The sequence below is a fragment of the bacterium genome (assembly GCA_023228325.1).
In the GTDB taxonomy this organism is placed as follows: Bacteria; Auribacterota; UBA6266; order UBA6266; family UBA6266; genus UBA6266.
This window is the reverse complement of sequence record JALOBK010000001.1, coordinates 1,205,108-1,224,701: the sequence shown is the minus strand read 5'-3', so window position 1 is coordinate 1,224,701 and position 19,594 is coordinate 1,205,108. Positions and strand designations below refer to the sequence as shown.

General features: G+C 44.2%; 23 protein-coding genes and 2 tRNA genes. 3 read left to right on the top strand and 22 right to left on the bottom strand.

The window, feature by feature from the left end; all coding sequences use genetic code 11:
* Window positions 1-35 precede the first annotated feature (35 nt).
* Together M0R36_05900 and M0R36_05895 are read left to right on the top strand one after the other, a co-directional pair.
* The gene (locus M0R36_05900) at window positions 36-530 is read left to right on the top strand and encodes a hypothetical protein (GenBank protein ID MCK9555328.1); all 495 of its coding nucleotides are present in this window, start codon (window positions 36-38) and stop codon (window positions 528-530) included.
* Between the two features lie 36 nt (window positions 531-566).
* A complete protein-coding gene (locus M0R36_05895) occupies window positions 567-1,256 on the top strand; it encodes a HEAT repeat domain-containing protein (protein ID MCK9555327.1) in 690 nt (229 codons plus the stop codon).
* On the opposite strand, the gene M0R36_05890 is transcribed toward M0R36_05895, so the two are convergent.
* Window positions 1,247-1,726, bottom strand: coding sequence for a hypothetical protein (locus M0R36_05890; GenBank protein MCK9555326.1), 480 nt, complete (start codon window positions 1,724-1,726; stop codon window positions 1,247-1,249). The genes M0R36_05895 and M0R36_05890 overlap by 10 nt on opposite strands.
* Window positions 1,727-1,867: 141 nt before the next feature.
* Here M0R36_05890 and M0R36_05885 point away from each other — a divergent pair, with 141 nt between their 5' ends.
* Window positions 1,868-2,500, top strand: a complete 633-nt coding sequence (locus M0R36_05885) for a DUF502 domain-containing protein (GenBank protein MCK9555325.1) — start codon at window positions 1,868-1,870, stop codon at window positions 2,498-2,500.
* Between the two features lie 2 nt (window positions 2,501-2,502).
* On the opposite strand, the gene M0R36_05880 is transcribed toward M0R36_05885, so the two are convergent.
* The 21 genes from M0R36_05880 to M0R36_05780 all read right to left on the bottom strand — a co-directional run bounded on the left by M0R36_05880 (window position 2,503) and on the right by M0R36_05780 (window position 19,581).
* Complete coding sequence (locus M0R36_05880) at window positions 2,503-2,931, bottom strand: arsenate reductase ArsC (protein ID MCK9555324.1); 429 nt, start codon at window positions 2,929-2,931, stop codon at window positions 2,503-2,505.
* A 6-nt stretch (window positions 2,932-2,937) separates the two neighbouring features.
* A complete protein-coding gene (locus M0R36_05875; protein MCK9555323.1) occupies window positions 2,938-3,330 on the bottom strand; it encodes a hypothetical protein in 393 nt (130 codons plus the stop codon).
* A gap of 64 nt (window positions 3,331-3,394) precedes the next feature.
* Window positions 3,395-4,573: an NAD(P)/FAD-dependent oxidoreductase gene (locus M0R36_05870; GenBank protein ID MCK9555322.1), complete on the bottom strand. Its 1,179-nt coding sequence runs from the start codon at window positions 4,571-4,573 to the stop codon at window positions 3,395-3,397.
* Between the two features lie 110 nt (window positions 4,574-4,683).
* A complete protein-coding gene (locus M0R36_05865; protein MCK9555321.1) occupies window positions 4,684-4,938 on the bottom strand; it encodes a type II toxin-antitoxin system RelE/ParE family toxin in 255 nt (84 codons plus the stop codon).
* Window positions 4,928-5,146 carry a ribbon-helix-helix domain-containing protein gene (locus tag M0R36_05860; GenBank protein MCK9555320.1) on the bottom strand — a complete coding sequence of 73 codons (219 nt, stop codon included), beginning with the start codon at window positions 5,144-5,146 and terminating at the stop codon, window positions 4,928-4,930. The genes M0R36_05865 and M0R36_05860 overlap by 11 nt, the downstream gene beginning before the upstream one ends.
* Before the next feature lie 150 nt (window positions 5,147-5,296).
* On the bottom strand, window positions 5,297-5,695 hold the full coding sequence (locus M0R36_05855) for a hypothetical protein (protein ID MCK9555319.1): 399 nt from the start codon (window positions 5,693-5,695) through the stop codon (window positions 5,297-5,299).
* A 564-nt stretch (window positions 5,696-6,259) separates the two neighbouring features.
* Window positions 6,260-6,336 (bottom strand) — tRNA-Glu (locus M0R36_05850).
* 177 nt (window positions 6,337-6,513) lie between these two features.
* Complete coding sequence (gene phoU / locus M0R36_05845) at window positions 6,514-7,173, bottom strand: phosphate signaling complex protein PhoU (protein MCK9555318.1); 660 nt, start codon at window positions 7,171-7,173, stop codon at window positions 6,514-6,516.
* A gap of 42 nt (window positions 7,174-7,215) precedes the next feature.
* The gene (gene pstB / locus M0R36_05840) at window positions 7,216-7,980 is read right to left on the bottom strand and encodes a phosphate ABC transporter ATP-binding protein PstB (GenBank protein MCK9555317.1); all 765 of its coding nucleotides are present in this window, start codon (window positions 7,978-7,980) and stop codon (window positions 7,216-7,218) included.
* On the bottom strand, window positions 7,973-8,818 hold the full coding sequence (pstA, locus tag M0R36_05835) for a phosphate ABC transporter permease PstA (GenBank protein ID MCK9555316.1): 846 nt from the start codon (window positions 8,816-8,818) through the stop codon (window positions 7,973-7,975). The genes pstB and pstA overlap by 8 nt, the downstream gene beginning before the upstream one ends.
* Entirely contained in the window at window positions 8,815-9,693 is an 879-nt protein-coding gene (gene pstC, locus M0R36_05830) for a phosphate ABC transporter permease subunit PstC (GenBank protein ID MCK9555315.1), read from the bottom strand. Before pstC ends, pstA begins: the two co-directional genes overlap by 4 nt.
* Before the next feature lie 70 nt (window positions 9,694-9,763).
* The gene (locus tag M0R36_05825) at window positions 9,764-10,570 is read right to left on the bottom strand and encodes a phosphate ABC transporter substrate-binding protein (GenBank protein MCK9555314.1); all 807 of its coding nucleotides are present in this window, start codon (window positions 10,568-10,570) and stop codon (window positions 9,764-9,766) included.
* A gap of 28 nt (window positions 10,571-10,598) precedes the next feature.
* Window positions 10,599-11,855, bottom strand: a complete 1,257-nt coding sequence (locus tag M0R36_05820; GenBank protein MCK9555313.1) for a putative porin — start codon at window positions 11,853-11,855, stop codon at window positions 10,599-10,601.
* Window positions 11,856-12,122: 267 nt separating this feature from the next.
* Window positions 12,123-13,856, bottom strand: coding sequence for a cell wall metabolism sensor histidine kinase WalK (locus M0R36_05815; GenBank protein ID MCK9555312.1), 1,734 nt, complete (start codon window positions 13,854-13,856; stop codon window positions 12,123-12,125).
* Entirely contained in the window at window positions 13,853-14,539 is a 687-nt protein-coding gene (locus M0R36_05810; GenBank protein ID MCK9555311.1) for a response regulator transcription factor, read from the bottom strand. The genes M0R36_05815 and M0R36_05810 overlap by 4 nt, the downstream gene beginning before the upstream one ends.
* 47 nt (window positions 14,540-14,586) lie before the next feature.
* Window positions 14,587-14,937 carry an SdpI family protein gene (locus M0R36_05805; protein MCK9555310.1) on the bottom strand — a complete coding sequence of 117 codons (351 nt, stop codon included), beginning with the start codon at window positions 14,935-14,937 and terminating at the stop codon, window positions 14,587-14,589.
* Window positions 14,938-15,128: 191 nt separating this feature from the next.
* Window positions 15,129-16,121, bottom strand: a complete 993-nt coding sequence (locus tag M0R36_05800; GenBank protein ID MCK9555309.1) for an FAD:protein FMN transferase — start codon at window positions 16,119-16,121, stop codon at window positions 15,129-15,131.
* A gap of 126 nt (window positions 16,122-16,247) precedes the next feature.
* Window positions 16,248-16,321, bottom strand: a tRNA-Gln gene (locus tag M0R36_05795).
* An 18-nt stretch (window positions 16,322-16,339) separates the two neighbouring features.
* Window positions 16,340-16,879 carry a hypoxanthine phosphoribosyltransferase gene (gene hpt, locus M0R36_05790; protein ID MCK9555308.1) on the bottom strand — a complete coding sequence of 180 codons (540 nt, stop codon included), beginning with the start codon at window positions 16,877-16,879 and terminating at the stop codon, window positions 16,340-16,342.
* Window positions 16,880-16,982: 103 nt separating this feature from the next.
* Window positions 16,983-18,596 (bottom strand): alginate export family protein, encoded by a 1,614-nt coding sequence (locus tag M0R36_05785; protein ID MCK9555307.1) that lies wholly within the window; start codon window positions 18,594-18,596, stop codon window positions 16,983-16,985.
* Window positions 18,597-18,921: 325 nt separating this feature from the next.
* Complete coding sequence (locus M0R36_05780; protein ID MCK9555306.1) at window positions 18,922-19,581, bottom strand: tetratricopeptide repeat protein; 660 nt, start codon at window positions 19,579-19,581, stop codon at window positions 18,922-18,924.
* Window positions 19,582-19,594: the final 13 nt, after the last annotated feature.

Here is a 19,594-nt window from a genome sequence, read left to right as displayed (position 1 = left end):
AGGAAAATATATAAAACAACTGAGGGCGAAGTTAAATGAATAAAAGATTTCCATGCTTTATATTCATATGTTTTGTATTAGGTTTTCTGGTAATACTAAATTATTCCCCTTCCGGCCTGAATGCGGAAACAAAACCTTCTTTTGTCGCGCGGCTTGAATTTGCCAGGGGGAAGCCCCTGACTCTTGATGAGCGGATTTCCTTCGGTAAAAGAAAAATAGAAATGGAAGCGGAACTGAATGAAACCCGGGCCCGGTTTATAACCGAATTGTCGAGAATAACAGGTTTAAGCCCCCAGACTATAATCGTTAACCTGCAGGAAGAAAACAACCCTGATAAAATTTCCTCAGAACTTGAAAATATAACCAGGAAAAAGCTGGATGCGCCCGCACTAAGCCGGATTCAAAACGCCGGCAGCGCGAGGAAAGAAAAAATCCTTGAAATACGGAAAAAATATTCCGTGAAATTTTCTGAGATAACCGGAGTAAAAAAGGAAGTAATCATGGATTACTTTCCCGGTTACGGCTTATAATATATCATGCTATCCGGTCGGCAAGTTTTAAAATTTTTGCTTTTCATCCCGCTGCTCCTGTTAATTCCGGCGTACTGCCGGTGTGAATTTAGCGGATTCCCGGCTCAGAAATACATAGAACAGCTTTCATCCCCCACTGCCGAAGAAAAAGCCCAGGCGGCAAGGATACTGCAGAACAAAATGGGGACAAAACAGATGCCTGAAGCGGTCGAACCTCTCATAAAAGCTATGGAAGACCCTTCATCTGATGTCAGATTTGCCGCCGCAACAGCGCTCGCGCAGGCAACCGATACAAGAGCCTTTCATCCTTTGATCAAAGCCCTGAAAGATGAGGAACCTTCCGTCCGTAAAGCCGCGGCTTTTGCGCTCGGAAAATTTAAAAATCTTCAAAGCGTAAACGCTCTTATCCCCTTAACCGCCGATGAAGAACCCCGCGTCCGGTGGACAACCGCTTTTTCCCTCGGCAAGATAAAAGAAAAGGTTTCAACTTCCGCCCTGATATGGATGCTCAAAGATAAAGACCCGGGTGTCCGCTCAGCCGCAGAATATGCCCTGGGCCGGATGGAAAATAAAAAAGCGATCGGTCATCTGATAGAAACTCTTACAGACAGCGATGTGAATGTCAGGGGAACCGCGGCAAAATCACTGGATAAGTTAACGGGAGAAAATATCGGAGAAAATTACTCGAAGTGGAAAGAGTGGCAGAAAAACCATCCTCAACCCTGAAACAAACTTTTCCTCTTAAGCAAGATTAACCCCGCGAAACCCGCAGCCCAGAATACGACAGTTGAAACCTCAGGCACGGGATTGATATAAAATGAAGCCGTCGCTGTAAAATAATCTCTCTTATACTGTTCGGCGTGATAATAATCGACAACCGTATATATTGTCCAGTTTCCCGCCTCCAGGCCGGAGCCTATATATTTCCAGTTCTGCCCCATCTGGTTTAAGTAAGCATACCCCTCATGCTGGCCTTCATGATACCAGTCAACATCGCCGCTTATCGTACAACCCCCGGGCCAATAAGAGGAATAATCAGGCACGTTAATGTAGTACCATACTTCATCGGAATACTCAAAAACATACCTGGCATCGGTAGAACCCGGAGCTAAAACTGTATAACTTGGCTCAGCAAAAGAAGTTATACATATGGAAACAAAAAGAAAAACAACAAAGTAACAAACTTTTCTAACCATCTCTCCCCCACAATGTCGAAAACAGATAATATGATGTAACCGGTTACATCATATTATAAATAATAACGATATTTCCGATTTTGTCAAGGGCTTCATATAAAAACCTTAAACAAAAAGACAGAAACTGGTATAATCTTTTATATGGATGAGCATAAAACCACATTTGTTTCCTCTTTAAAAAAATCCTTTTTTGCGGGGATAGCAACCATATTCCCCTTATTCGTTTCCGTTTATATCATAGTCATCATATTCCGTTTTGCCGACCAGCTCACAGGCAAATATGTCAATGCCCTGCTTATAAAAGAATACGGTTTTTCCATACCCGGGCTGGGGTTTCTGACAACAATCCTCATCATACTGATAGTCGGGTTCATATCAAGCCACATAATCGGAATAAAGATCTTTCCTGTCTTTGAGAAATTAATCTTAAAAATCCCCTTTATAGCCCATATTTACCCTTCGGCAAAGGAACTGTCCGATTCCCTTTTCAGTTCAAATAAAAAAGATAAATTCAAGAAGGTCGTACTTGTCGAATACCCCACAAAAGAATCCTATTCTCTCGGTTTTATAACCAATGAAGAACTCTATGAACTGAACAGGAAAGCAAATAAAAACCTTATAACTGTGTTTGTGCCGCTCGCTCCGGCGCCTTTTTCGGGAATGATACTTTTCGTCCCTAAAGATAAAATCATCGAACTGGATATTTCTGTGGATAAGGCAATCAAGTGTATTGTTTCGGGGGGAGTTATACCGCCTCAGAACGGCAAAAGTTAATCTCAGCGCGGCTCCTTCAGCCAGTCCGTGATTCTCTTCTTGATGGAATCCCTTATTTCCCTGATTTTCTCCAGTTTCTCCGGCGCGCTGCCTTTCAGAGAAGACGGGTCCGGGAAGCTCCAGTGCAGCCTTTCTACTTTGCCCGGGAAAACAGGGCATTTTTCCCTTCCCGATTCGTCACAGACCGTAATAACATAGTCGTACTTTCTGCCCTGGCGGATAAAATCATGCGCGCTTTTAGTTTTGTTTCCGGAAATATCAATGCCATCCTCCTTCATTGCCTCCACGACAACAGGATTCAGCTCTCCCGGCTCCAGTCCGGCGCTCTCAACATCAAAGTCGTCCGGCGAAAACTTCTTAAGATAAGCTTCAGCCATCTGGCTTCTCGCGGAATTATGAACGCATATAAAAAGGACTTTTTTCTTACCCATAAGATACTACCGGCTATAACGCTCTATATAACCTTTCCCCCCGCATTTGGGGCATGTTTTCCACGCGGTCTTTTTCTTAACACCGGTTCCGCCGCATTTGGGGCACGGATACATCGTGTCAGACCCCTTCATTCCTGATTTTACAAGTTTATTGCCCTTGCACATAGGGCATTTTTCCACTTTCTCATATTGTATGCAGCCTTCTCCTCCGCAATCGGGGCATTTTACTTTCTGTGGAACTCTTTTGACTTCTTCGACTTCGGCCGGCTGCTGCTCAACAACAGGTTCCGGCTCTGTGACGGGGATTTCAATCTGGTCCAGGAAAACCTTTACAAAAATAAACGGCACAAGCAGACAAATCCCTAAAATTATAAGAAGAGTTAAGATTGCTTTTTTCATTAAACTCTGCCTTTTTATAGAGTTTATTAGAATGAGGCCATAAAATAAATAGATTTTTATGTGATTAAACGTATTGGCCGGCGCAATAGCCGGATGACCAGGCCCACTGCAGGTTGTATCCCCCCAGCCAGCCGGTGACATCAAGGACTTCGCCTATAAAGTAAAGCCCTTTCACTTTTTTCGCCTCAAAAGTCCTGGATGATAACTCATCTGTATCGACACCGCCTCTTGTAACCTCCGCCTTGCTGTAGCCTTCTGTGTCGACGGGGCGGACACCCCAGGCGTTGAATATCTCTGCAATTCTTTTCATATCTTTTTTGCTGTACTGGCTGATTGGCCTTTCTATATTGAGGCCGGAACACAAATATGCTGCAAGCCTCCTGGGCAACAACGTCGATAACAGGTTTTTACCTGTTGATTTGGGTTTTTCCCTTTGCCATAGGGCAAGTTGTTCTTCAAGATTAACATCCGGGAGAAGATTTATTATAATCTCATCTCCCTTATGCCAGTAGTTAGATGCCTGCAGTATAGCGGGACCGCTCAAACCCCTGTGGGTAAACAAGACTGCATCTTTGAACAAATAGCCGTTTACCGATACGCAAGCATTAACGGATATCCCTGACAGGCTTTTAAAATCTTTTACTTCTTTCAAAACAAGAGGCACCAGTCCGGGAAACTGTTTAATAACCCTGATTCCAAATTGTATGGCTATCTTATATCCTAAAGCAGTCGCGCCGGATTCCGGCAGGGACAGCCCTCCTGTGGCAATGACCAGCGACTCGGAAATAAAATCTCCCAAATTTGTTTTTACGCGGAAATTTTTCTCTCTTTCAATTTTCTTTACACTGCATCCCGTCCGGATTTTCGCACCCGCAGCGCCGCATTCCTTCAGTAAAAGGTTAATCACCTCTTTCGCGCTCCCCCTGCAGAAAAGCTGGCCGTGTTCCCTTTCCTCGTATTTCACGCCATACTCATCAAGAAGACCTGTAAAATCATGCTGTGTGAAACGCCGCAATGCCGAGGTGACAAAATGAGGATTCTCCGAGATGTAGTTTTCTTTATCCACGCTAAGGTTGGTAAAATTGCATTTACCGCCGCCCGAGACAAGAACCTTGGCGCCGGCTTCTTTTGAATGCTCCAGAACCAGGACACTCCGCCCTCTTTTTCCCGCCGAGAGAGCGCACATCAGGCCGGACGCCCCCACCCCGATGATAATGACATCAAAATGATTTTTCACTTTCATATTCAAATTAACCGATATTACTCTTAAAGAGGATTTGTGTCAATCGGGGGGTTGAGGAGGAACATTCGGCATTCACCGGGCTGTTCAAGTCCAGCCGGTGAAACAAACTGTTATCTTTTATATACTTCTTTTCTGTGACCTACTCTTGTAATTAAAACAGTATTTTCCATAATAGAAAATATAATTCGATAGTCACCTATTCTGCATTTACGCAACCCTGAGAATTTTCCCTTAAGTTCAGGATATTGCGCAGCTGTTTTAGGCAAATCTTTCTCGATTTTATTTAATATCCTCTTAGCATGCTGGCTATCAATTTTTTTTAGATCGCGAGCAACCGATTTCTTGAATGCTATTTTATATTTCAAGTTCTTTTCTCATTTCCCCGATGGAGATAATGGGATCGGATGTATCGCGCAGGCGGTCAAGCGCAATCTGCAAATCAGCCTGTTCTACAAGATAAGATTCCAGTGCTTTCTGGATAAGAAAGGACCTTGACCTCTCTGTAATTTTAGCTACAGATTCAAGCTCTTTAGCTAATTTATCCGGTATTCTTACAGATACGGATGTACTCATATTCTTCTCCCCTTTGTATTCATTTGTAATACATTGTATACTATGAATACACGTTTGTCAAGGGTGTTCTTCTATAACGTTAGAGGTGAGTTTCGTTTCTGCCGCCGCGGCAGAAACGTAAACTCCAACTCATGGTTCGGGATGTTTTCATCATTTCGGACTGAAGATGACAAGGAGCGCTGTTGCCAGAGCTAGCAAGAGGGATAGGACAGATAATCCGAGCATTGCAGTCTTGTTGTGTCGGACAAGCGGAATCATGAAGCCGGTGAAGACAGAGCCGAAAGCTGGGGCACCAACAAGTGCCGAGTACAATGCAATGAAGATATATCCGATAGCTTTCTGCGGATCGGAGGGTGTTTGGGAATACAGGCGTGAAGCATGAAGGTAGAACGCGCTGGCAGCGATGCCGCCGCCCAGGACACCTGCGATGAGAGCCATCGCGACTCGCTTGGTTCCAGTTGTTTTCATGCGTTTATCCCGAACAATTAATATACGAACGTCGTTTTTTATATTATTGAAATCTTTTCTTAAAAAAAGTTTAGTTTTCATCCCAGTATTTGTACAGGAAACCCGCTGACTCAATTCGTCTTTTGACTGTAATAACATAATAGACGAAAGGGGTCTTTTCCTGAAAATCAATAGCACAATAACATATACAGATTTCCCTAACACATTGCAGAGACAAATATACGCCCAAAAATCATATATTACAAGTATAAATTCATCTATTATGCTCATTGACAGGATGTTAGGGAAGCCAGCGGGATGGTGCTTTCAGCACCCTTTGCTTTAAAATGAATCCACAAGGAAAGTCGTCATAAGATTTGGTCAAATAGTGAGAATAGAAAATCGAAATTAGACCGCAATCGAATAATTGTCAGATTTCTACTTTCTATTTTCGATTGCTCTATTTCGCCAAAGGCGAAATTGGCACCCCCAGCGGGATGGTGCCTTTGGCACCCTTCACTTCGTTCAGGGCTCTGACTTTTCTTCAAAAAGTTCAGCTGTTCTACGCTTCGCTTCGAAACGAACCCAAGGGTTCGAATCTGCGTGGCAAATACCACACTTAATAAAAAAAGACGGCCAAAAGGCCGCCTTTTTTTTATTAAACGCTGGCACCCCCAGCGGGATTCGAACCCGCGGTCTCATGGCTGAGAACCATGCATCCTAGGCCGCTAGACGATGGGGGCATTTTTACCAAGAATGGAGATTATATGAGATAGGCAATTCTTTTACAAGCAATAATAAACATAGAGACAGGTAGAAAGGTTAAGGTTAAGGTTAAGGTTAAGATAAAGAACAACGTTTTTTCACGTCCAACATCCTACATTCTTTACGTCCTACGTTTTTCGTCTTTCGCGCCCTCGTCACTCCCCCTGCTCGTGATGGTGTTTTATCACCTGGCCTTCAACCATAAAAATGACATCCTCGCATATGTTGGTCGTAAGGTCGGATATCCTTTCAAGGTTTGTCGTTATCCTCATAAGGTGAAGGGCGCGCTCGATATTGTGAGAATCGGCGCTCATAAGGGAAATGAGTTTTTCCACTATCCTGTCCCTGAGTTCGTTGACCTGTTTATCGGTCCGGCAGACCAGCCTCGCCTTTTCCACATCCTTACTTACAAAAGAATCAACGCTGTTCTTGAGCATTTTGCCTGTAAGCCCGCTCATTGTTATGACATCATCGAGTATCCCCATTGACGGGCGCTCAATCAGGAAAAGGCTGCTTTCCGTTATGTTTATCACGTGGTCGGCCATTCTTTCAAGGTCATTGTTTATCTTTAATATCATAAGGACCGTCCTGAGATCGCTCGCGCGCGGCTCATACTGGGCTATCAGGACAGTGCACAGTTTATCAAGCTGTATCTCTTCCCTGTTCGCCCTGGGTTCATCTTTGCTTATTATGTCCTGAAGAGAGGCCTCATCTTTTTTCTGAAGGCCTTTGATGCTTTTATCGAACATATTCTGCACGAAATTCGCGTACTCTATCAGCTCTTTCTTCAGGGCTGTCAGTTTTTCCTCTAACATATTTCCTCCTTTTAAAATTATACCCTAACACAGGCGGAAGTATTATCCGAATTTGCCTGTCAGGTATTCCTCCGTCAATTTTTCTTTTGGCACCGTAAAGACTTTCTCGGTAGTCCCGAACTCAACAAGTTTCCCGATATACAGGAAAGCGGTGAAATCCGAAACCCTGGCCGCCTGCTGCATATTGTGCGTAACGATTATTATCGTATATGTTTTTTTCAGTTCCAGTATCAGTTCTTCTATTTTTTGGGTGGAAATCGGGTCCAGGCTGGCGCACGGCTCGTCAAAAAGTATGACTTCCGGCTCAACCGCAAGGCAGCGGGCTATGCAAAGGCGCTGCTGCTGGCCGCCGGAAAGCTGAAGCGCGCTGTCGTGAAGCCTGTCTTTCACCTCGCCCCACAGCGCCGCCTTTTTCAGGGATGAAATGACCCTGTCGTTTATAAACGTCTTATCTCTCTCCCCGTTCACCTCAAGCCCGTAACTTATATTTTCGAAAATCGTTTTGGGAAAAGGGTTCGGTTTCTGGAAAACCATCCCGACTTTCCTTCTTATTTCGACCACATCCGACCCGATATCGTATATATCCTTATCATCAAGGAATATTTTTCCCTCGAGTCTTGTCCTGGGAATGAGGTCGTTCATCCTGTTATAAAGCCGTATCAACGTTGATTTCCCGCAGCCCGACGGACCTATGATGGCGGTAACACTGTTCTTAAATATATCCAGGTTAATACCGTCCAGAGCCAGTTTTTTACCGTAGTAAAAATTAACCTTTTCGCACTTCATCCTTATGCCGTTTTTATCCATAATATTTCCTCTGTCTTTGTCTTATTACTATCGCGACTGAAGATATCAAAAGCACAAGCGCCAGCAGTATAAGCGCGCAGCCGTAAGCTATCTGTGTTTGTTTTTCGGGATGGGTCCCCTCGGTCATCAGGGCATATATATGGTAAGGCAAAGCCATCACCTCGGAAAAAACGGATTTCGGGAAACCCCTGGTGTAAAATGTGGCCGCCGTAAAAAGTATCGGCGCGGTTTCTCCGGCCACTCTCCCTATGCCCAGGATGACGCCGGTAAGGATACCCGGCATAGCAGTGGGCAGAACCACTTTTTTAATAGTCTGCCAGTGCGTGGCCCCCAGCGCGAGAGAAGCCTCGCGGTATGACTGGGGAACCGCGAGCAGAGCTTCCTGGGACGCGGATATTATGTTCGGCAATATCATTATGCCGAGAGTCAGGGCGCCGGACAGCATAGATACGCCGAAATTAAAAAATTTTACAAACACAGCCAGGCCAAAAAGCCCGAACACTACGGACGGAACACCCGCGAGGTTATTTATGCTCATCCTTATTATGTTCACCACATAACTCTTCGGGCTGTATTCGCAAAGATAAATAGCGCACGCCAGGCCGAGAGGCAGGGCAAAAAGTATAGAGCCCAGCGTAAGATAAAACGTGCCCACTATAGCCGGGGCGACACCTCCGGCCGTCATAGCTTTTTTGGGGACCTGTGTAAGGAACTCCCAGCTTATAACGCTGAACCCGCGTGAGATTATAAAATATAGTATGCTCCCTAAAAAAAACAGGGATATTATCATACACACAAATAAAAACGCGAAACCTAATTTTTCGGTCAGTTTTTTCATCTTCCAAGCCCGAGTTTGACGCGGAACCTTCTGCTTATCATCTCTGCGATTATATTGAATATAAGAGTTATCACAAACAGCACCAGCCCTATGCCGAAAAGCGCGTGAAAATGAGAACTTCCCACAACGGCTTCTCCCATCTCCGCCGCTATAGTGGACGTCATCGGCCTAACCGGGATAAAGAAAGATTTAGGCATTACCGCCGCGCCGCCCGTTACCATCAGGACAGTCATCGTCTCGCCGACAGCCCTGCTCATACCCAGAATTATTCCCGTTGATATGCCCGAACCGGCCGCGGGAATAACGACTTTGATAAGTGTCTGCCACCTGTTCGCCCCGAGGGCAAGAGACGCCTCGCGGAAACTTTTCGGCACATAACTCAACGCGTCTTCCGATATACTGCAGACCGTCGGAACAGCCATAATACCTAAAATAATACTGCCCGTAAAAGCCGTAAGCCCCACGGGAAGGTTAAAAATCCTCTGGACAAGCGGAGCCACAATGAGCATTCCGAAAAACCCGAAAACAATAGAAGGAATGCCCGCAAGTATTTCTATAATTGGTTTGAGTATTGCCTTCTGCCTGTGGCCGGCAAGTTCGTTCAGATACAACGCGCTTCCCACGCCCAGCGGCACACATACCAGCAGCGCCCCGAAAGTCACCATCAGGGATGCGAGCGCCAGCGGCAGGATACCGAATTCGGGCGGCTCATAGGTAGGATACCAGTCTCTGCCAAACAGGAAATTGAAAACGCCTGTCTCTTTAAAAATAGGAAGGCCGTTTAAGAAAAGCACCACCATAATGCCTACTAGAAAAAGCAGAGAGGCAAATGCCAGCACTAGGAATACCGATTTATATATTTTTTCTTTTAACATACATGCCCCGTTACAACAACCGTTGCCCGGAGCCTTGCGAAAGGCCCCGGGCAACTTATGGAGGTTAACTTTATTTTAATCCGACAAAACCCTGTTCTTCCACAATAATCTGGCCTTCGGCGCTAAGGACAAAATCAATAAAACTTTTCACATCGCCCGAAGGTTTCCCGTTTGTGTACATAAACAGAGGCCTTGCAAGAGGATATTCCCCCGACAGCACCGTGTCTTTGGAACATTCAATGCCGTTGACGGTAAGCGCTTTAACTTCTTCGCTCAGGTAACCGAGCCCGGCGTACCCGATTGCGCCGCGCGTCTTGGCGACAGTGGTGACAACCGCCTGATTTGAGGCGCTCAAAAGCGCGTCATTTCTCACCTTCTCCTTCTTCAATGCCAATTCGTTGAAGGCTTCATAAGTTCCGCTTGAAGAATCTCTGGATATAACGACGATTTTCCCACCTGTTCCGCCCACCTGGGACCAGTCGGAAATCTTGCCCGTGTAAATATCTTTTATCTGTTCAATCTTAAGGTTTCCGACGCCGTTCCCGGAGTTAACAATAACGGCTATGCCGTCCATTGCGACGACATGGGCTTTAGGCTTTATCCCTTTGTTCGCCGCCTGCTTGAGTTCTTGCTCTTTAATTGCCCTTGAAGCATCCCCGATATCGCATGTGCCGTCAATTAAAGACGATATTCCTACGCCCGAACCCCCGCCCTGGACAGAAATATCTATTTCGGGATTCTGGTCCATAAACTCTTCCGCCGCAGCCTGCGCTATAGGCAGAACAGTCGTCGAACCTTTAATGGTAACACCGGCAAAAGCGTTACCGGCGAAGAGCATAAGCGCCAAACCCGCCAATATATACATTATTTTTTTCATTATCAAAAACCTCCTTTAAACAATTTTTTTAGAATTTAAACAGTATATCGGCCTGGAACAGATCTTCCGCGTTCCTGTGCCCGCCCACTTTATGTATAGGTTCCATATGATAATAGTCCAATCCCATAATTACATTATCCAAAAGGGCATATTCCAGCGCGACTTCATGTCCTCTTACGCCCGTAGCTCCGCCGTATGCGTCGGAATCGGGAAGAATATCAAGCACCGCATCCTGGCAAAGCCACCTGTAAAGATACTTTGCCTGCCACTGCCCTTTTTTCCCGACTTTCGCAGCTCCTATTTTTGCTCCTATAATCCACGCGTAATCTTCATCTGAAACATCTATGTTATTGTAATATTCCCCTATAAACGCAAGGCGGGGCAAATTAAGGTCAAACAGGTTTTCAAAAGCGATTTCCGAACTTACGCCAATGGTATCATAATCATACGCAAGCCCGCCGGCGCCCCCGTTAGGCCTTCTCTTGTTCGTTCCGGCCGAATAATTAAGTATCTTTCCTTTTACACCAGATGTCCCGTAAAATACTCCTGCGGTATTCCATGCGACCTTATCCATGGGTTTCCACTTGAATCCCGGCTGTATAGCGTAAAGAAGCGGATCCGCCTCATCTCCGGCAGATTCGTCCAAAACAAATAATCCCGAATTTATATAAAAGTTAAGATTGTCATAAATACCGTATTGAAACTGAACAGCGCCTCCTTCAGGCGTAATATCCGTATCCCACACAAGGTCTGTAGGCCGCCAGAGGGGATTTTGCATCTTACCGCCTGTAAAAGTTATCCAGTCAGCGGGTGAATATTTTGCGTAAGCGTAATCCCATCTGACACTGGGTTTTTCAAACGAGTTTGTGAAAGTCTGGTTGGTCGAACGCGGATCGCCGTCACCCGTGGCGATACCGAAACCCACGGATATGTTGTCCACTACATATGTCTCAACGCCGAAGCGCAGCCTGTATCTGCCGCGATTCCTTTCAACCTGCGGAACGCCGGGGTTCGTTTCTCTCTTTGTCCACTGGTAACGCAGGCGTAAGTCACCCTTAAAACTCATCTTCTGGACCCATTTCGGAAGCCCGGGGGCTTCCATTGAAGCTACCTCTCTTCTTACTTCCTCCTGCGTCTCGGTTATTATCTGCTGGGCTTCGCCTCTTGTAAGAATCCCTTTTTCTACAAGCTTGTCAACCAGCAGATCTATCTCTCCCGCTTTAACTGCCGCCGCTCCGGCTAAAACAGCAAGCATAAAGGCAACTATATATAACAGATTTTTCATTTTTTATTTATCTCCCTTTAAGTAAAAACACGGTTTTTCCACAATGTTACGTTCGCTCTTTCTCGGCGCGTCTATTCGTATGAACATTTTTCCCAACAGAGCCGGGCTGTTCATTTTCAACACCTCCTTTTCGCCCATTTTCCCCTGAAAAGAAAAATGCATTAAAGAACACACCCGTATTTTTACACGGAGATAATTAAGCGGGTATAAATGATTTGTTAATTTTTGGTTAATTTTCTGCGATAGCAGAAAATCCGGGACAGCAGGTTATGCGGGGTTATAAGGCAAAACAACAGTGAATACAGTCCCTTTCGAAGGCTCGCTTGAAACTTTTATATCGCCGTTATGCTGCAGGACGATATGCTTGACTATGGAGAGCCCGAGGCCGGTCCCTCCCAGCGTCCTGGAGCGGGACTTGTCGACCACGTAAAATCTCTCGAATATCCTCTGGATATCATCTTCTTTTATCCCGACTCCGGTGTCCTTGATTTCAATATACGCGTTCCGGCCGTCTTCATGAAGCGCAACCGTCACAGAACCTTCATCAGTGTACTTAACGGCATTATCCATAAGGTTTATCAGCATCTGCTCTATTTTAAAGGAATCGGCCGTCAGAATTATCTTTTTAGCCGGTATTTGAACCTTAAATTCTATGTTTTTGGCTTTCGCTTTCGGCTCAAACAGCTTTACCAGGCTTTCGGCCAGCTCGGTAATGTTTACCTTTTTGAACTCAAATTTTTCTTTCCCTTCCTCAAGTTCGGCAAGAACAAGCAGGTCTTTTACAATATTTATAAGCCTTTCGGTATTTCTTCCGATGACACCCAGATATTTAAGGTTTTCCTCGGAAGGGTCATCCTCAAGCGTTTCCACATAGCCTTTTATGGATGTCAGCGGCGTCTTAAGTTCATGAGATACATTTATCACGAAATCCTTTTTAATCTTTTCAAGCTCCCTTATCTGTGTCAAATCGTAAAACACTATGACGATCTCCTCTTTTGCTTCAAGGAAAGCGGCATTGCACAAGAAGGTTTTATCTTTCAGCAAAATCTCTTTCGAAATATTATTCCTTTTCCTGACAATAATTTTTACCAGTTCCGCAAAATCCGGCGCTTTTATTATTTCCCAGTAAAACCTGCCCTTAAACTCTCCCTCGCCTATAATCTTTTTAAACGTCTGGTTCGCAAGGAGGATTTTCCCGTCGACACCAAGCACTAAAAGCCCTTCCGTAACGGATGCTATTATGTTATCCAGTTCGTCCTTCTGCCCCGTCAACTGCTGGAACAGGCTTTTTATCTGATCGGTCATATGGTTAAAACTCACTGCCAGGTCCCTTAACTCATCATCCCTGTCCAGTATAACTTTTGAGCTAAAATCGCCCGAAGCGACTTTACCCGCCGCCCGGCACAGCTCCTTTATGGGCCTGACTATCCTGGCAGAAAATATCAGGCTGAAAGCAAGGGCGATCAAACCGATAAGCAAAGTCACCTCTATCGTTTTTTTCCTTAAATTTGCCAGGATACCTTTAATGTCTTTCAGGAACAGGCTTGCCCTTATTGCCGCAATAACCTCGCCGTCCGCTTCCACAGGAACCGCGACATACAGCATTTCCTCTTTGACAGTCGAACTGAACCGCATGGATGTTCCCTCCCTGCCCTTCAACGCTTTTTTCAATTCAGGCCTGTTCTTATGGTTTTCCATAACGGCAGGTTCTTCTTCGGAATCCGCAATCACAATGCCGTTGTTGTCGATAACCGTAATCCTGGTGGCGATTTTCGGGGATAATTCCCTTATTATGCGGTTTAATTCCTTTTCGCGCTTTGATTTTACAAGTGTTGAAACCTTATCTTCGAGCGAAATGCATATTTTCCCGAGGTCCGCAGTGAGAGTGTCTATGTAATTCTTTTTGGCGATCCGGAAAGAAATAAAAAGCATCAGGAACGAGAACAGAGCAATAAGCACGACATAACTTATAAATAGTTTAAGGAAAATCGGTTTTTTCATTCTTCTATTTTATACCCGACACCGCGCATATTCTTAATAAGGCCGCCGGCTTTACCCAGTTTTTCCCGCAGATTTTTTATATGGACATCCACCGTCCGGTCAATTACCGCTTTTTCATTCCCCCACAGGTGGTCCAGTATCTGTTCCCGGGAAAAGACGCGCCCGCTTCCGGAAGCCAAAAGCATCAGGATCTTAAACTCGGTTGACGTAAGTTCAATTTTCCGGTTTTCAACCCTGACCTGATATTTTACCGGGTCAATAGCCATAATTCCGTTGATATGTATAATATCATCCCGGGTCTTTTCTCTTTTTTCGGTTCTTCTAAGCACGGCCTTCACTCTCGCCACAAGCTCCTTCGGTGAGAACGGTTTTGTCACATAATCATCGGCGCCGAGCTCAAGCCCGAGTATCTTGTCGGTGTCTTCCCCTCTAGCCGTAAGCATTATAATCGGGACGTCGGAGAGTTTGTCATCGGTTTTAAGCTTCTTGCATATATCGAAACCGTCCGTGTGGGGAAGCATAAGGTCAAGAACAATAAGGTCGGGTTTCCGGGACTGGACAAAATCCAGGAAACTTTCGGGTTCCAAAAAACCTTTTGTCTCAAAACCGGATTTCTTAAGATGCAGAGAGACAAGCTCAAGTATATCCGGCTCATCATCCACTATAACAACTGTCTTTTTCATATTCCACATGCTCAAATAAAATATACCGGCGAGGACAGGACGACACGCTAAATTATTATTTTTGACGACACAATAATCGCCGCTATAAACAGCATGGCAGCTATCATAACGGGCAGCAGCGAAAACAAAAGAATAAATATAAGTTCATTCCGTGGAGTCAGCAAAACGCCGAGGACATAAATAATTATATCCGCCAGTATATAAACAGAAGCCCAGAGAAACGCTTTTTTCGCCCATAATTTATTTATCCTGTGCCAGTTCTGCTCCGATTCGTAAGATTTCGGCAGTCTTACCCCATACCAGCGGTTAATGTGTATTTTTTCCATATACAGCGGTACGGCCAGCGCAATGATTATCAGCGCCAGAACAAGGTTATAAACAAACAGCGTAAATATCATATGTAGATTATAACACGCGGGGTATATCTTTTTGAAGAGAATTTAAAAATCGCGCCGCCGCCGGGCGGCATTCCGAACTCCGATGTTGAATTCAAGCGTCTCTAATATTCAGACGGGAAAAAAGAACCCGTCCTGCATCTTTTTGTCCGGCATACCACTCCTAAGTTTCCAGTTAAATCCGATTCTGTTGTTTATAATAGATCCTTTTCCCTTAATATCTTTATTTCAACGATTTCATTCATTCCTTCTGCCAGTGATTCCGCTTTTTCTTTTCCTAACACAACACCGGCTGTACTCATGACATCCGCCGCGATAGCGCTATCGGCAATGATAGTCACTGAAATAACTCCGTTATTGACCGGATATCCGGTCTTAGGATCTATAATATGGCTGTAACGTTTCCCTTTAACCATAAAAAATTGCTCATAGTCGCCTGATGTGGCCACTGCCCGGTTTTCAAGCTCCAGAGGGTGAAGTATCCGGTCATTATGGCGCGGATCACGTATAGCAATACGCCACTTTTTATTTCCTTTTCTGCCCAGACAATAGATAGTTCCTCCTAAATCTACCAATGCCGAAGTTACTCCCAGAGTCTTAAGGCGTTCCACTGCTTTATCAACCGCGTATCCCTTGGCAATTCCTCCCAGATCAATCTCCATACCCGGCTGATTAAATGTAATCACAGATGTTGTTTCATCAACTGAAATCTTTTCCGAACCGATGAGCCTTAACTTTGCATCAATATCGGCCGGAGAAGGTAATAATGCCTGTATCTTATTTCCCCGCGCTTCTTCAATTTTTTGTTTCCACACGTCGACAACAGGGCCGACTGTAATATCAAACGCGCCGTTGGTAAGCTCGTAGTACTTGAGCGAATTTTTTACCAAATCCATCATATCGCCGGATGCCTTAAGTTTACCTGTTTTATTCAACCGCGATATTTCTGATGAGGAGTCAAAATTATCGGCTATTGCATCAACTCTGCTCATTTCCTTAAATGCGGCGCCAATAGCTTCCTGATCCTGACAGGTGATTTTCGCAAACGTCCCCATCATAAGACATGTTTCCGTATAATAAGGTCTGGAGCAACCGGATAACCCAACCCACAGGACGAAAATAATCAATAAATACCGTAGTCCTTTAAGCATGATTAAATTCCCGTGATTATGAGCCGCTTTTGCCATTATAATCTCTTAGCTAATAAGGTTGGCTTTACTTTTGAACAATAGAGCAATAGAACATTAGACCGCAATTGAGCATCAGCTCTATTGTTCTATTTGCCCCTCCTAAAGCGGGCAAGTATTGCTCAATGGCTGCCCCCCGTGGACTCGAACCACGACCAGCTGATCCAGAGTCAGCCGTCCTACCATTAGACGAGAGGGCAACCGAAAAATTTAGTTATTTAGTTATAATGTTTTTTCTTCAATACGGCTATATACGGAAGGTTTCTGTATTTATCTTTAAAATCAAGGCCATAACCCACAACAAAAACATCATCTATCGTAAAACCCGCATAATCCGCTTTTATATCCACTTCTCTTCTCGAAGGCTTATCAAGAAGAACACATAATTTAACCTGCTTGGCTCCCTTATCGAGCAAATGCTTCATTACAACTTTCGCGGTCTTTCCCGTATCGAGTATATCATCAACCAGTATCACGGATTTCCCTTTTACTTCAAATACAAGGTCTTTATATATTTCCACAGAAGCCTCTGAAATAGTGCCCCCCTTATAACTTGAAGTGCCTATAAAATCGAATTCAACTGACCTGTCAATCTGCCTTATTAAATCCGCAAGGAAAATTACACTGCCTTTTAAAAGAGCTACCATTACAAGCGTCTTTTCACGCTTAAAATCTTTCATTATATTCCGGACAAGTCCCCTGATTTTTGCCGCTATTTCAAAGCGTGAAAATATTATTTTTTCTATGTCATTTTTCATAAAAAAAATCACCGCGAATCTTATCAGATGCTTTTTACAGTGTCAATAAAAGAAAGCCCCCGGTTCGGAAGAACCGGGGGCTTCCCATATTTTTTAACTCAGGTTAGAAATTAACCTTAAGTTCTCCACGTACTTCTATTACTTCTTTCTCATCAGTTACGTTGTCAAATGCGCCACCAGGTATGAAATAAGCGGCAATAAGCTGAACGCTTACATCTTCCGAGTAGTCGTAGTTAACAGTCACGTCGATTTCATCTCCGAGAGACTTTTCTTTTCCGTTAGTAGGAGCAGAAACGCCGCCGTTATCCATGAACGGGTTTCCAACTACAGGATAAAGACCGGCTGACGCGCCGAGTTCATTCTGGTTAGTCCTTGCCTGTTCATAGTGATAATAATCAACGACTAATTCTACATTTTCAAGAGGGAGAAGGCTGATTCCCGCATTGAAAATATGGATGTTTGAAAGCATCGGTGAAAACGCGTATCCATAATAGTCGTAGTCAAACAGAGGATAGAAAGCGTGGCTTTCTTTGTCCCAATGTCTGATCCTGTTACCGGCGCTGTCTGTTTCTTCTATTACATTATCCGAACTGCCGCTCGCGTATGTATACGCAAGAGTAACTGCAGGTTCCCATGTCCAGTCAAATGTATAGGTTAAACCGCAGTCAACCGCAAACGCTGAAAGTTCGATTTCATCTGTTTCTTCAAGCGGGTTCTGGATTGTTCTGTCGTTACCGGTAGCCCAGCGAGCTATACCGCCGCGTGTACCGAATTCATATGCAAATTCACCCCAGACATCAAGTTGTTCTACAGGGCGAACATCGCCACGGATACCAACTACGGAAGGAGCTAAATCATTAGGAACAAGCCTTCCGTTAACATCTGCCCAGCCTACACCGTTAGTATAAGAGGTGTAAGCAACCCTCAGAGGGTCATTAGCATAGTGGCTGGTGTCTGTTGTATTCTGCGTTGCGAATATATAAGCTTCAATATTCCAGAAATCAGCAGAATATCTCAGGTTTGCGCCATAAAGATCCCAGTCTCTTCTGGTATCCATAATAGCGTTTGTATTGCTGTTACGAACCTGGAATTCTCTGTCCGTATTTTCAGCAAGTTTTGCATAGATAAGGTCCAGTGTCCAAGGATAGAAATCAAGAACCGCTTTAACAGCGTCGAAATTCCAGAATTTTTCCTTGTCGCTGATCATGAAGCCCGTACCATAATTAAGGTACTGACGTCCAACCTTGATTGTAAGAGGAGAATAATAGAGTTCTGATACCTGCAGCCATGCTTCAACAATTCCTGCATCCCAGTTCTCTGTTCCGCCTCTTAAAGGAGAATTTATGTTGTCATCTCCATCATTAGAGCCCCAGGCGCCGTTTGCTTCCAATGTTACACGTACAAGAACATTGTCAGTAAGGTCGGCTTCTACATATACCTGAGTTCTCTGAAGGATGTAACTATCCTCGTCACTCCAGTGCTGAGCGCTCAGGGTATCGTTAGGGACCTGTTCATCCCGTGGATTCCAACGATACATCCATGCGTCGGTCGGCCTGGTGCCGGGGAATTTGTTTTCTGTAGAAAGGTCTGCTCTGTTATCTTCATAATAACCGCGGACCCTGATTTCGCCGCCGACTTTAACATTCTGAACTTCAGCAATCGCTGCAGATGACAGAACGAAAATCAGCGCCAAAGATGCTAATAGAAACTTCTTCATTAATTAACCTCCAAATTTAGTGCAACTCGCACTCAAAAAACGAAGCCATCAAATCGAATGACTCCGGCTTAATCTTGATATTTTATCTATTTTAACACCGTCTCGGTAATTCCAGCCGCTATTTATTTAACATCGCCTCCTTCCCGCAGCTCGCGAATTAAACTATTAAAATTACCTACGGCGCAAAACACATTATTACAAAGAACAGCTTCTCCGTAAAACTTAAAAACTTCACGCTTATATAAACCTATATCTTAATTTTCCAAGATTTTACTGAAAAAACACACTGTAAGTCAACTTTTTTTTACTTTTTTTTCTGCGCCCCTTACAGCTTCAGATTTGAGCTTAAAATCGAGATCTTTTGTTCGGCATCATTAACCCAAAAACTGCCGGGATATGTTTCGGCTATTTTCTTATACTGTATTAATGCCTCATGCAACTCGCCTTCTTCTTCAAGTATCATTCCTTTATATGCCAAAGCTTCCGGAGTCACATAACTGAACGGATACCTGTCAATCAACTTATCCAGTATGGTTAACGCTTCATCCCGTTTGCCCGCATCGATTTTGATACAAGAAACGGCGATCATAGCATCCGGTATAAGATAATTTGAAGGGTAGAGGTCTATAAACTTTTCAAATAACTGAAGGGCTTTTTGGACATCACCGGTCTTAACATACGATGTTGCAGCCAAATAAAGCGCTATTTTACCGGAATCCGTGCCGGGAAAACGGTTAAAAACAGCCTCCAGTTCTTCTCTATTGGCAGCTTTATACAGAGCAAAAGATGCATTATCAGTCTGTTTTTCAAGGTAAAACCAATATGTAAACCCTAAAAGAAGGACCGCTCCCAAAAAACAGACAATAATAAGAATTTTTGTTTTATAAGTGTTGTATAATTCAACACATTTGCTGATAAAATCAACAAAACCGTCATGTTTTAGGGCTTCTCTTGTTATCTTGATTTTATGGCGTTTGTATCTCATTTACGATAACCTC